Source organism: Hespellia stercorisuis DSM 15480 (genome assembly GCF_900142165.1).
GTDB classification, from domain to species: Bacteria; Bacillota; Clostridia; order Lachnospirales; family Lachnospiraceae; genus Hespellia; species Hespellia stercorisuis.
This window is the reverse complement of record NZ_FQZY01000007.1, coordinates 47,308-60,366: the sequence shown is the minus strand read 5'-3', so window position 1 is coordinate 60,366 and position 13,059 is coordinate 47,308. Positions and strand designations below refer to the sequence as shown.

Sequence of the window (13,059 nt, the reverse complement as noted above, 5' to 3'; positions counted from 1 at the left end):
AGAAAACAATCTAGATGACGGAGGATTCTTATTATGGCTTTTCATAAAGTAGAGATATGTGGTGTCAATACATCGTTACTTCCGGTGCTGACCAAACAGGAGAGAGAGGAGCTGATGATTCGCCTCAAGGGAGGAGACCAGGCGGCGAGAGAACGGTTCATCCAGGGGAATCTCAGGCTGGTGCTGTCGATCATAAAGCGATTCTCCGGATCAGAGGAGAATGCGGACGATTTGTTTCAGATTGGCTGCATCGGCCTGATCAAGGCAATCGACAATTTCAAGCTGGAATTGGGGGTGCAGTTTTCAACGTACTCCTGCCCGATGATCATCGGGGAAATCCGCAGATACCTGCGGGACAACAATTCCATCCGGGTCAGCAGATCCCTGCGGGACAAGGCGTACAAGGCGATTTACGCAAAGGAAAGTTACATGAAGCAGCACATGAAGGAGCCCACCGTGCAGGAAATTGCGGATGAAATCGGAATATCCAAGGAAGATATTGTGATGGCCATCGATGCGATCCAGAGTCCCATGAGTCTGTACGAACCGGTCTACACCGATGGGGGCGATACACTTTACGTGATGGATCAGGTCAGTGACAAGAAAAACAGGGAGGAAAACTGGATTGAGGAACTGTCCCTGGAGGCAGCCATGGAGCGCCTCAATGAACGGGAAAAACATATTATATCGCTTCGGTTTTTCGAGGGGAAAACGCAGATGGAAGTGGCAACTCAGATCAACATTTCTCAGGCGCAGGTCAGCCGTCTGGAAAAGAATGCATTGCATACTATGAAACAGTATCTCCTGGGCCCGGAATAAAATCTTAAATTTTTACTATTTCTAGTTGAAATTTACCTGCGTTCATACTATGATAGATTTATTCAGGAACCGACATTGGCAGAAACGGGGCTGGAGACCCGCGATCTGCGGGAAGGTTTGTATCCGGGCGAAAAAATAGGAGGTCTAAGACGATGTATGAATATGATGAGGAATGCTTGATGACTTTTATAAAAAACCAGGCACAGTTATTTGATGAACCGGTAGCGGAAACATTACCAGAGGCTGAGGCTTTTCTGGAAGACTGTATGGCAATCGTTGTAGATTCGTTGGATGAGGTAAAGGAGTATTTTGAGGAAGAGGGTCTGGACGTGGATGGAATGACCCTGGATGAACTGGAGGATGCATCGGAGGTATTCTCGCTTCCGAACGGACAGTATCTGATCGTGGAGGGATAATCCTTACCAATGAAAAAGCCGCGGCCTAATGTGCTGCGGCTTTTTCTAATGCCTGCGAGATGGCGTCCACAATCGCCTTGGAGGTATAGGGGGCATCCGCGGAGTAAGAGATGCTGTCCAGTGACTGCGTGTCGTAGAGTTGTTGGGCAATCTCCTCAAGAGCGGGCTGAATCAGTGGAAACGAAGTGGTGACGGACTCATCCAGGTTGGCAAAGCGAACGGAGTTGATATGAGCTTCATCCACCGATACTTCCACCTCCAGATTGGTGCTGCCGAGTGTCAGCGTGGAGGTGTAGACACCGGGCGTGTAGGTCTGTTCGGATACCGTGCTGTCTTTGTGAGAACGAAACATGATAAAGAGAAGGGCAATCAGCAGAAGACCGAGCAGCAGGAATACGACTGTGTAGATAATTTCTTTCAGGTGTAAGACAATAATTTTTGTACGTGAACTCATAAGAACCTCCCGATTAAGCTTTCTATAAGTGTATGAAGGCCGTGGGGAAATTATTCACACACACTGCGTGACAAACGGAAGAGTGTCTTGTATAATAAATACTTATGGAAAGAGATAAAGGCACCGGATGGGAGAACATCAGCGGGGTGCATCAGGATGTTTATAGAAGAGGTGGAGCATATGTTTATTATAGCAGGGTTGGGAAATCCAACAAAAGAATATGAAGGAACAAGACACAATGTGGGATTTGCGGTAATAGATGCATTGGCAGATAAATACAACATATCAGTGGACACAAAAAAACACAGAGCACTGATTGGAAAAGGAATGATCGAGGGACAGAAGGTGATCCTCGCAAAACCGCAGACATTTATGAATCTCAGCGGTGAGAGCGTGAGAAGCCTGCTGGATTACTACAAGATTGACGAGGAAGAAGAACTTCTGGTCATCTACGATGACATCAGTCTCGATGTGGGACAGCTGCGCATCCGCAAGAAGGGGAGCGCGGGCGGACATAACGGAATCAAAAACATTATTGCGCATCTGGGAACTCAGGTGTTTGCACGCATCAAGGTCGGGGTCGGAGAGAAGCCGAAGGGCTATGATCTGGCGGATTATGTATTAGGGCATTTTTCCGGGACAGAGCGGGATACCATGGAGGAGAGTTATGCTCAGGCAGTTGAGGCAGTGGTACAGATATTGGGCGGAGACATTGATGGAGCCATGGGGATCTATAATCGAAAAAAGAAAGAAGAGTAGAAGGTATGCAGGCATTTTTGGCGCCGCTCACAGAGCTGGCGGATTATGAGGAGATCGCGGGAAAGCGGAGAAAGGCAAAGGGAATCCTACAAATAGCGGGTTGTGTAACCTCTCAGAAAACGCATCTTATGTATGCACTCAGCGATGGTTGTAAAAACAGGATCATCGCCTTTTCCAGTGAGGAAAAGGCGAAGGCATGCTTCGAGGAGTATCGGTTTCTGGAGGAGAATGTCTATCTGTATCCGGCGAAGGATCTACTTTTTTATCATGCGGATATCAAAGGAAAGGCTTTGCTGAAAAAGAGAATGGAGGTCATGCAGGCGCTGATGGAGCGCCCGGACGGCGGGGTGACGGTAATCACTACCGTGGACGGATTCATGGACGGACTTCCCACACTGAAATCACTGGAGGCGGACTGCTTTGTGATCGAGAACGGTGAGACGCTGGACTTTACAAGGCTGCAGGAGCGGCTGGCGCACATCGGATATACCCGTGAGGCGGAGGTGGACGGTCCGGGACAGTTTGCTGTCCGGGGCGGAATCCTTGACATCTATCCTTTGACGGAGGAGGTTCCCGTGCGTATTGAACTATGGGGCGATGAGGTGGACTCGATCCGAACCTTTGACGTGGAGAGTCAGCGGTCCATCGAGAATCTTCAGGAAATTCAGATTTCTCCGGCATCTGAGATGCTGGGGGCGGTAAAGGAACAGGTCTCATTTCTGGATTATTTTGATCCGGAGGAGAGTATTCTGTTTCTGGATGAGCCGGTGCGTCTGGAGGAGCGGGCTGGCGAGGTCGAGGAGGAATTTGTAAACAGTCGGAAAAACCGGGAGGAGTCCGGGCATTTTCAGGAGGAAGAGGAGCTCTGTCTCTTCTCCACGAGGGAGATCGTGGACAAAATGAACGGGTTCTCCGGAATCGGGTTCTCCACATTGGAGTCGAAATGTGGAAATTTCAAAGTGCGGGATACATTTTCGGTGGAGAGCAAGGGCGTCAATCCCTATAACAACAGCTTCGAGATGCTCACCAGAGACTTGAAACGTCTCAAGAGAAATGACTATCGCGTGGTGCTTCTTAGCGGTTCGCGCACGAGAGCAAAGCGGCTGGCGGAGGATCTGCGGGATTACGATCTGAGCAGCTTCTACAGTGAGGACATGAGCCGGGAGGTGAAGCCCAGAGAAATCATGGTGGCTTACGGCCATGTGACGGAAGGGTACGAGTACCCGATGCTGAAGTTCATGGTGATCTCCGAGACGGACATTTTCGGGAAAAAGAAGAAAAAGAAAAAAAGAAAAGTATATGAGGGGCAGAAAATCCAGAGCTTTTCTGATCTGAAGGTCGGGGATTACGTGGTGCATGAGAATCATGGACTCGGAATTTACGAGGGAATCGAGAAGATCGAAGTGGATAAGGTGACCAAGGATTACATGAAGATCAGCTATGCGGCCGGGGGAGCACTTTATATTTTGGCAACCCAGCTGGATATGATCCAGAAGTATGCAGGAGCGGATGCGAAAAAGCCGAAGCTTAATAAGCTGGGAACCTCCCAGTGGCAGAAGACGAAGACCCAGGTGCGCGGCGCCGTCCGCGAGGTGGCAAAGGATCTGGTGAAGCTTTACGCGACGCGGCAGGAGAAGGAAGGGTTCGTATATGGACCGGATACGGTGTGGCAGAGAGAGTTTGAGGAGATGTTCCCCTTCGAGGAGACCGAGGATCAGCTGCTGGCGATCGAAGCCACGAAGCGGGACATGGAGAGCACGAAGATCATGGATCGCCTGATCTGCGGGGATGTGGGATACGGCAAAACTGAGATTGCCATCCGTGCGGCCTTCAAGGCAATACAGGAGGGCAAGCAGGTGGTGTATCTGGTGCCGACGACAATTCTTGCCCAGCAGCATTACAACACTTTTGTACAAAGAATGAAAGATTTCCCGGTGCGTGCGGATCTGATGTGCCGTTTTCGGACGAGTGCCCAGCAGAAGAAGACTTTGGAGGATCTGAAAAAGGGACAGGTGGATGTGCTGGTCGGAACACACAGAGTGCTCTCGAAGGATGTACAGTTCAAGGATCTGGGACTGTTGATCATCGATGAGGAGCAGCGCTTCGGTGTGGCACACAAGGAGAAGATCAAACAGCTCAAAGAGAACATTGATGTTCTGACTCTGACGGCGACACCGATTCCGAGAACAATTCACATGAGTCTCATTGGAATCCGTGATATGAGCGTGCTGGAGGAGCCGCCGGAGGACCGGATGCCGATCCAGACCTATGTGATGGAGTATGATGACGAGATGGTCCGGGAGGCCATAGAGCGGGAACTGTCCAGAGAGGGACAGGTCTACTATGTATATAACCGGGTCAGCGATATCGTGGACATGACGAACCGGATCCAGAAGCTGGTGCCGAATGCAAATGTGGCATTTGCCCACGGACAGATGCGGGAGCATGAGCTGGAGAGCATCATGTATGACTTTATCAACGGTGACATCGATGTGCTGGTGTCTACGACAATCATTGAGACCGGTCTGGATATTTCAAATGTAAACACCATGATCATCCATGATTCGGACCGGCTGGGGTTATCCCAGCTCTACCAGCTCCGGGGGCGTGTGGGGCGTTCTAACCGTATGGCTTACGCATTTTTACTGTACCGGAGGGATAAACTCCTGAAAGAGGTGGCGGAGAAACGACTGGCTGCCATTCGGGAATTTACAGATCTGGGATCCGGATTTAAGATTGCCATGCGCGACCTGGAGATCCGCGGGGCGGGTAATCTGCTGGGGGCCCAGCAGCACGGGCACATGGAGGCGGTCGGATATGACCTCTACTGCAAGATGCTCAACGAGGCGGTCAAACAGTTGAAAGGGGAAGTGGAGGAGGATGTCTTCACCACCACCATCGACCTGAGTGTGGACGCGTATATTCCTGCGGGATACATCCGCAATGAGTATCAGAAGCTGGACATCTACAAGCGTATTGCCGGAATCGAGTCCGAGGAAGAGATGGACGACATGATGGAAGAGCTGATCGACCGCTTTGGAGATATTCCGCGTAAGGTACAGCAGCTTCTGACCATCGCACATTTGAAGGCACTGGCGCACAGCGCGTATGTGACCGCGGTGGAACAGAAAGGGGAGGAATACCGGTTTACCATGTATGAGAAGGCAAAAGCAAATCCGGTGAAAATCCCGATTCTGCTGGAGAGCTACAGGGGAGCACTCACATTTAAGATCGATACGAATCCTTATTTCATTTATCGTAAAAAAGGAAAAAACGGAAAAGAGAAGGATGAGGACGTTCTGGAACTCGTGAAAAAGCTGTTAAATGACATAAAATCATTGCTAGATGAGGAAAAACACGATATAATGTACGCGACGGCAGAGAGCAGTGCCAGCAGATAATGACAAGTATTTACGTTGTGCTTGCACATAAGTAAATACTTGTCGTTATCTGCTGATAGGGCGAAAGCCCGCGAGTGAGATGAAGCAGAGCGGAATCGAACGGCACTGCGGATGACATGATATAATGAGCACAAGTTAGACTATAAGAAATAAAGGATTATTTTTGGATTTGGATCTGGGAATATACTAGGAGGATGTTATGAAACGTTTTGGGAAAAGAATAGCGATAATAGGAATGGTTTCTGCTATAGCGGTGACTTCGCTCAGCGGCTGCGGAAAGATCAACAACAAGGATTCTGTGGCAACGGTCGGAAGTGATGAAGTCAGCATGGGTGTGGCGAACTTCTATGCGAGGCTGCAGCAGGCACAGTATGAAACTTATTACGCAAGCTATATGGGCGACGATATGTGGACGACAGAAGTCTCAGATGGAGAGACCTATGAGGATTCTGTGAAAAGCAGCACACTGGAGCAGCTGGAGGATATGTATCTTCTGAAACAGCACGCGAAGGATTATGATGTGTCATTGTCCGAGGATGATAAGAAGGCAATCGACAAGGCCGTGGCTACGTTCCTGGAGGATAATGCGCTGGAGGATAAGGAACTTGTTTCCGGTGATAAAAAATACGTCAAGGAACTGCTGGAACTGCTGACGTATCAGAAAAAGATGACCGAACCGATGCAGAAGGGCGTGGACGAGGAGGTCTCCGACGAGGAGGCGGCTCAGAAAGCCATGCAATACGTGACGTTCAGCTACACCAAGACGGATGAGAGCGGCCAGAGCAGTGATATGACAGACGATGAGAAAGCCGCACAGAAGAAAGCTGCACAGGCCTTCTACGACGCCAACAAGGATGCGGGTGTGGAAGAGTTCAAGGCGGCGGCTGAAAAAGCTGGATATGATCTGCAGACACAGACATTTGACGCAGACTCTACGGCAACTCTCGGTGAGGAGCTTGTGAAAGCGGCAGATGCACTTGCTGAGGTGGGCGATGTAACCAAACTGGTCGAGACGGATTCTGCCGATTATATCTGTCAGCTTACAAGCCTGATGGATCGGGATGCAACGGATGCGAAGAAGACAGAGATCGTTCAGCAGCGCAAACAGGATCAGTACGATTCACTGGTTAAAAAATGGCGTGATGACACAGACATCAAGGAACATAAGAATGTCTGGAAGAAAGTCGATTTCGTGAACCAGGGAGTGACCATGAAGCAGGAGGCAGAAGAGCCTTACGCAGTGGGGTCAGATTCCTCAACGGACACGGACGACGAGGCATCTAACGATGAGGCCGCGGAAGAGACAACAGAGGACGCCGCACAGTAAACCGGGGCTTGTATTCATGCCGATAAGTGTTATACTTAAGAAGTAAATAAAAAGGGTGCTCACTGAAGTGGGCTGAGATAAAGCTATTGCGCTTTGACCTTCGACCTGATTTGGATAATGCCAACGTAGGGATATAATGACAGCATACTTAGACTGTAGGAATATCAGAGATTGGTGTTCCTGCAGTCTTTTCTGAATCTGAAACGTCGCAATAAATGAAAACTGTAAGGAGGAAATGAAAGATGAAACAATGTATGGAGCTTGTGAGAAAGACAGCACCGCTGGTGCACAATATCACCAACTATGTGACGGTGAATGATGTGGCCAATGTACTTCTGGCCTGCGGGGGGAGCCCGATCATGTCTGACGATGAGGGGGATGTGGAAGACATCACCGCCATCTGCGGCGGTCTCAATATCAACATCGGAACGTTGAATCAGAGAACCATCCCGTCCATGTTTCTGGCCGGAAAAAAGGCAAAGGAACTGGGGCACAAGGTACTGCTTGACCCGGTAGGAGCCGGAGCGAGTTCTCTTCGCACCGAGACGGCATTGAAGCTGATGAAGGAAATCCCGTTTGATGTGATTCGCGGGAACATTTCGGAGATCAAGACCCTGGCTTTCGGAAGTGGAAGTACAAAGGGTGTGGATGCCGACGTGGCGGATGCGGTGACGGACGAGACCTTGACGGATACGATTGCATTTGCGAAAGATCTGGCAGCAAAGCTGCACTGCATCATAGCAGTTACGGGAGCCATTGATCTGGTGGCGGATCGGGAAACCTGCTATGTGATCCGAAACGGACGTCCGGAAATGGGAAGAATTACCGGGACAGGGTGCCAGCTCTCTGGCTTGATGACGGCATTTCTGGTGGCGAATTCGGGAAATGAACTGAAGGCGGCAGCGGCGGCAGTATGCGCGATGGGACTTGCGGGAGAGATTGGCTGGAGCCACATGAAACCGGAGGATGGAAACGCAACCTACAGAAACCGGATTATTGATGCAATCTATCATATGGACGGGGAGATATTGGAAAAAGGAGCAAAATATGAAGTGCGATAAAGAACAATTATTGTTATATGCTGTGACAGACCGCAGCTGGCTGAACGGCGCAGCTCTCAGCGAACAGGTAGAGGCAGCTCTGCGCGGCGGAACTACATTTGTGCAGCTGCGGGAAAAGATGCTGGATACGGAGCAGTTCCTTCAGGAGGCAGTGGAGATCAAGAAACTCTGTGCGAAGTATCAGGTCCCCTTTGTGATCAATGACAATGTGGAGATCGCACTTGCCATGGATGCGGACGGCGTTCATGTGGGACAGAGTGATATGGAAGCGGGTTCGGTACGTGAGAAGCTGGGGCCGGACAAGATTCTTGGTGTGTCTGCCCAGACGGTGGAGCAGGCACTTCTCGCACAGCGGCGCGGCGCGGATTATCTGGGGGTCGGAGCGGTTTTCCATACGGGATCAAAAGCGGATGCAGATGAGGTGAGCCACGAGACGCTGAAAGCGATATGTGAGGCGGTATCCATCCCGGTAATTGCCATTGGCGGGATCGGGGAAGACAATGTGATGCAGCTGCAGGGATCTGGAATCTGCGGGATTGCAGTGATCAGTGCATTGTTTGCGAAGACGGACATTGAGCAGGCGGCACGGGGCCTGAGGGAGAAGACGAGAAGAATGGTGGATGGCGAATGAAGGCAGAACTGCGGAAACTGATGGATTCCGGCCGGATGGAGGGCGTGATATTTGATATGGACGGAGTCCTTCTGGATTCCATGTCCGTGTGGGACCACGCCGGAGAACACTATCTTCAGTCGATGGGGATAAGCCCGGAACCGCAGCTCGGAACGATTCTGCTCGAGATGAATATGGAGCAGGGGGCCCGATATCTGAAAGAACAGTATCAACTGGAGGAGAATCTGGAACAGATTATGAATGGAATCAACCGTACGGTCCGGCAGGCCTATGAGCAGACGATTCCGCTCAAACAATACGTACCGGAGCTGCTCCGTGAACTTGGCCGGCGTGGCATTCGGATGGCCGTGGCGACATCCAGCGACCGGGAAATTGCGGAGGCAGCATTGAAGCGGCTGGAGATCGCGTCGTGCTTTGAGGGTATATTTCCCTGCTCTGAGTATGAAACCTCAAAGAGAGAGCCGCTGATCTTTGAGAAAGCCCGGGAGAAGATGAAGACAGAGTGCACAGGGACATGGGTGTTTGAAGACTCGGTCCTTGCGGCGTCGACAGCTCAACGGGCAGGATTTGGTACCGTGGGAGTGTTTGATGAAAGCAGCAGGGCTTCGCAGGGAGAACTGCAGAATGTGTGCGACTATTATCTCACGGAGAAAGAGACACTTGCAGCACGCTTGTGAACGGGCCACTGGACTTAAGGCCCTTTACGAAATGACAACAGCGGCAGACTGGGGGCACCACCTTCTGTCGCTCAAGAAAAGTAATGCTTAAGAAAACCTGAGAAAAGAGGAGAAGAAAGATGAAAACAGCATTAACAATCGCGGGAAGTGATTCCAGCGGAGGCGCCGGCATCCAGGCAGATATCAAGACGATGACAGTGAATGGCGTATATGCCATGAGTGCACTGACCGCCCTGACTGCACAGAATACAACCGGCGTAAAGAGTATTATGGAGGTGACTCCCGTTTTTCTGGGAGATCAGCTAGACTGTGTGTTTACGGATATTTTTCCGGATGCAGTAAAAATCGGGATGGTTTCATCCTGCGAACTGATTGAGATGATCGCTGAAAAACTTATAGAATATCAGGCGAAAAACATAGTGGTTGACCCTGTGATGGTGGCCACAAGCGGAGCAAAGCTGATCAGCGATGATGCCATAGAGACCTTGAAAAAAAGGCTGCTGCCGCTGGCGGCGGTTCTGACCCCCAATATTCCGGAGGCAGAGGAGTTGACGGGCATGAAGATCACGGCGGCGGAGGACATGGTAGCTGCGGCAGAAAGAATCAGTACTGGTTTTGGCTGTGCGGTACTGCTAAAAGGCGGACATCAGATTAACGATGCCAACGATCTGCTATATGAAAACGGAAAATCCCGGTGGTTTCTTGGAAAAAGAATCGCCAACACCAACACCCATGGAACCGGATGCACGCTTTCCAGTGCCATCGCTGCAAACCTGGCAAAGGGATATGATCTGGAGAACGCAGTGGGGCGGGCCAAGGATTACATATCCGGCGCGCTGGGAGCCATGCTTGATCTGGGACATGGGAGCGGACCAATGAATCACGCGTTTGATGTGTGCGGTGATTTCGGACGGGAGGAGCGTTGATATGGAAGGGAAAAGAACGTCTCTGTTCAGCAACGGGTTGATTTGGTTCGGCGCTGGCGTTTCCATTGCGGAAATACTGACCGGAACATATTTCGCGGGTCTGGGATTTCAAAAGGGGCTGCTCGCCATCATTCTCGGACATGTCATCGGCTGTGCCATGCTGTTCGCAGCGGGACTGATCGGAGGGCGGACACGAAAAAGCGCCATGGAGACCGTGAAAATGAGCTTCGGACAGAAGGGGAGCCTTCTGTTCAGTTTCCTGAATGTACTGCAGCTGGTCGGCTGGACGGCCATAATGATCTATGACGGCGCGGCAGCGGCAAACGGAATCTTCGGTGTGGGTGCCTGGGTGTGGTGCCTCGTCATCGGTGGACTGATCATCATCTGGATCCTGATCGGCATCAGTAATCTGGGGAAAATCAATACCGTGGCCATGGCAGCACTTTTTATACTCACACTGATCCTGTGCAAGGTGATTTTCTTCGATGGAAACAGCGCGGGAATGCTCACGGATGATTCCCTGTCCTTCGGCGCGGCAGTGGAACTTGCGGTGGCGATGCCGCTATCCTGGCTGCCATTGATCAGCGATTACACGAGAGAGGCTGAAAAACCGTTCGGAGCCACGCTTGTCAGCACTGTCGTGTACGGAATCATCAGCTGCTGGATGTATGTGATCGGAATGGGGGCATCCATCTACACCGGAGAATCGGATATCGCACAGATCATGGTCAGGGCGGGACTCGGAATCGCAGGTCTTCTGATTATTGTATTTTCTACGGTGACGACCACATTTCTGGACGCATACTCGGCTGGGGTGTCCAGTGTTTCCATTTCGAAGAAAATCAACGAGAAATGGGCGGCAATCGCAGTTGCCGCAGTCGGGACAATAGGCGCAATCGTCTATCCGATGGACAACATTACGGATTTCCTGTATCTGATCGGGTCGGTTTTTGCACCGATGATCGCAATACAGATCGCAGATTATTTTATCATAAAAAGAAACTGTGTAGACTGCCGGTTTGGTGTCCGTAATCTGCTGATCTGGCTGTTCGGTTTTATCGCCTATCGATATCTGATGACGGTGGATATCGCTGTGGGCAATACACTTCCGGATATGGCAGTTACGATTCTGGTGTGCGTGCTCGTGAATGCAGCCGGGAGCAGGAGAAAGCAGAGAAGCAGCGTGAATTAAAAAACGATATAAGTCAAAAGCAGAAAAGCCATCTGCAACAGGGCAAAACAGATACCATGTTTCCACAAATTGGAAACATGGTATTTTTGCATAATATCCCAATGTTTACAAATACTAGTACTGCAAATCACGTGATAATCGGAAACTGCTAATGGAGGAAATGAATATGAAAGCAACGGGAATCGTGAGAAGAATCGATGACCTTGGGCGCGTTGTGGTACCAAAAGAAATCAGAAGGACACTCAGAATCAGAGAGGGAGATCCGCTCGAGATATTTACGGACAGAGAGGGAGAGATCATTCTGAAAAAGTATTCTCCTGTGGGAGAAATCGGAACCATTGCCAGACAGTATGCAGACAGCCTGGCACAGACACTGAATTGTACCGTCTGCATTGTCGACCAGGATCAGGTGGTGGCAGCCGCGGGCTACGGAAGAGAAGAACTGCAGAACAAATATCTGACGAGACAGATGGAGGAAGCTGTGATGGACCGGAAAAAGATTTATTCCGGCAGCGGGGAGAAGGAATATCTGAATATTGTGGAGGGAATGCCGGAATTTGGCTGTGAGATCATTTATCCGGTGGTGTGCGAAGGGGATGTGATCGGTGCGCTGGTACTGATGCAGAAGAAAGGAAAAAAGGAATTTACAGACTGGGAGGAGAAGGTGGCACAGTGCAGTGCAATTTTTCTTGGAAAACAGATGGAACAGTGACGCATATTCCGAAGGCTTTGGTCATACATTGAGATATGGAACATGGACAGTGCAGATTGTCCGCTGAACAGTCAATGTGTGAGATGAAGTAAGAGGGAGTGTGTATGAAAAAGAAAAGTATTTCTGTTTTGAAGGCGCTATTATGCTCTTATATATTTACCGGAATGCTGCTGTTACTTCTCGCTTTTGTACTGTATAAATTTCAGATACAGGAGAAAGCGGTGAAGGCGGCAATTACCGGAATCTATATTGCAGCGACATTTTTGGGAGGATTTCTGGCAGGAAAAATGATGCGCGTGAAACGGTTTTTCTGGGGTCTGGTGGTCGGAGTGCTCTATTTTGCGCTGCTGGTGCTGGTTTCGCTGGGAATCTACCGGACGATGCAGGGCAATGTGGTGCAGATCATATCGTCGTTTCTGATGTGCGCCGGAGGAGGGATGCTTGGGGCGATGCTCAGCTGAACGGAAAGGGAAATAATAATTAAATTCCTGAAATGGGTGGAGGTCACAGAAAAAATATGATACACTGTAGTTATAAAAAACATGGTTTTTGACTGAGATAAGTTGGAAAGGTGTTGACTTACGAATGATGAAAAGTATAATTTTGACAGACAGACAGACAGACAGACAGACAGACAGACAGACAGACAGACAGACAGACAGACAGACAGACAGACAGACAGAC

13 protein-coding genes and 1 riboswitch are annotated in these 13,059 nt (G+C 50.1%); of the genes, 12 read left to right on the top strand and 1 reads right to left on the bottom strand.

Annotated features, from left to right (window positions below; genetic code table 11):
- The first annotated feature begins 33 nt into the window (after nucleotides 1-33).
- Both sigG and BUB85_RS01875 read left to right on the top strand, forming a co-directional pair.
- Nucleotides 34-819 (top strand): RNA polymerase sporulation sigma factor SigG, encoded by a 786-nt coding sequence (gene sigG, locus BUB85_RS01880; RefSeq protein WP_073104285.1) that lies wholly within the window; start codon nucleotides 34-36, stop codon nucleotides 817-819.
- A gap of 152 nt (nucleotides 820-971) precedes the next feature.
- Nucleotides 972-1,235, top strand: a complete 264-nt coding sequence (locus tag BUB85_RS01875) for a VOC family protein (RefSeq protein WP_073104283.1) — start codon at nucleotides 972-974, stop codon at nucleotides 1,233-1,235.
- A gap of 25 nt (nucleotides 1,236-1,260) precedes the next feature.
- On the opposite strand, the gene BUB85_RS01870 is transcribed toward BUB85_RS01875, so the two are convergent.
- Nucleotides 1,261-1,689 (bottom strand): FMN-binding protein, encoded by a 429-nt coding sequence (locus BUB85_RS01870; protein WP_073104281.1) that lies wholly within the window; start codon nucleotides 1,687-1,689, stop codon nucleotides 1,261-1,263.
- 180 nt (nucleotides 1,690-1,869) lie between these two features.
- Here BUB85_RS01870 and pth point away from each other — a divergent pair, with 180 nt between their 5' ends.
- The 10 genes from pth to BUB85_RS01820 all read left to right on the top strand — a co-directional run bounded on the left by pth (nucleotide 1,870) and on the right by BUB85_RS01820 (nucleotide 12,836).
- Nucleotides 1,870-2,448 carry an aminoacyl-tRNA hydrolase gene (gene pth, locus BUB85_RS01865; protein WP_073104463.1) on the top strand — a complete coding sequence of 193 codons (579 nt, stop codon included), beginning with the start codon at nucleotides 1,870-1,872 and terminating at the stop codon, nucleotides 2,446-2,448.
- 5 nt (nucleotides 2,449-2,453) lie between these two features.
- A complete protein-coding gene (mfd, locus tag BUB85_RS01860; RefSeq protein ID WP_073104279.1) occupies nucleotides 2,454-5,849 on the top strand; it encodes a transcription-repair coupling factor in 3,396 nt (1,131 codons plus the stop codon).
- Nucleotides 5,850-6,048: 199 nt separating this feature from the next.
- A complete protein-coding gene (locus tag BUB85_RS01855; protein ID WP_073104277.1) occupies nucleotides 6,049-7,176 on the top strand; it encodes a SurA N-terminal domain-containing protein in 1,128 nt (375 codons plus the stop codon).
- A gap of 41 nt (nucleotides 7,177-7,217) precedes the next feature.
- A riboswitch (TPP riboswitch) is annotated at nucleotides 7,218-7,325 on the top strand.
- A 93-nt stretch (nucleotides 7,326-7,418) separates the two neighbouring features.
- Complete coding sequence (gene thiM / locus BUB85_RS01850; protein ID WP_073104275.1) at nucleotides 7,419-8,237, top strand: hydroxyethylthiazole kinase; 819 nt, start codon at nucleotides 7,419-7,421, stop codon at nucleotides 8,235-8,237.
- The gene (thiE, locus tag BUB85_RS01845; protein WP_073104273.1) at nucleotides 8,224-8,868 is read left to right on the top strand and encodes a thiamine phosphate synthase; all 645 of its coding nucleotides are present in this window, start codon (nucleotides 8,224-8,226) and stop codon (nucleotides 8,866-8,868) included. The genes thiM and thiE overlap by 14 nt, the downstream gene beginning before the upstream one ends.
- A complete protein-coding gene (locus tag BUB85_RS01840; protein ID WP_084533877.1) occupies nucleotides 8,865-9,545 on the top strand; it encodes an HAD family hydrolase in 681 nt (226 codons plus the stop codon). Before thiE ends, BUB85_RS01840 begins: the two co-directional genes overlap by 4 nt.
- Nucleotides 9,546-9,664: 119 nt before the next feature.
- The gene (gene thiD, locus BUB85_RS01835; RefSeq protein WP_073104272.1) at nucleotides 9,665-10,471 is read left to right on the top strand and encodes a bifunctional hydroxymethylpyrimidine kinase/phosphomethylpyrimidine kinase; all 807 of its coding nucleotides are present in this window, start codon (nucleotides 9,665-9,667) and stop codon (nucleotides 10,469-10,471) included.
- A 1-nt stretch (nucleotide 10,472) separates the two neighbouring features.
- Nucleotides 10,473-11,663 (top strand): putative hydroxymethylpyrimidine transporter CytX, encoded by a 1,191-nt coding sequence (gene cytX, locus BUB85_RS01830; protein WP_073104270.1) that lies wholly within the window; start codon nucleotides 10,473-10,475, stop codon nucleotides 11,661-11,663.
- 166 nt (nucleotides 11,664-11,829) lie between these two features.
- Nucleotides 11,830-12,375: a stage V sporulation T C-terminal domain-containing protein gene (locus BUB85_RS01825; protein WP_073104269.1), complete on the top strand. Its 546-nt coding sequence runs from the start codon at nucleotides 11,830-11,832 to the stop codon at nucleotides 12,373-12,375.
- Between the two features lie 104 nt (nucleotides 12,376-12,479).
- Nucleotides 12,480-12,836 (top strand): TIGR04086 family membrane protein, encoded by a 357-nt coding sequence (locus BUB85_RS01820; RefSeq protein ID WP_073104267.1) that lies wholly within the window; start codon nucleotides 12,480-12,482, stop codon nucleotides 12,834-12,836.
- The last annotated feature ends 223 nt before the right edge of the window (nucleotides 12,837-13,059 follow it).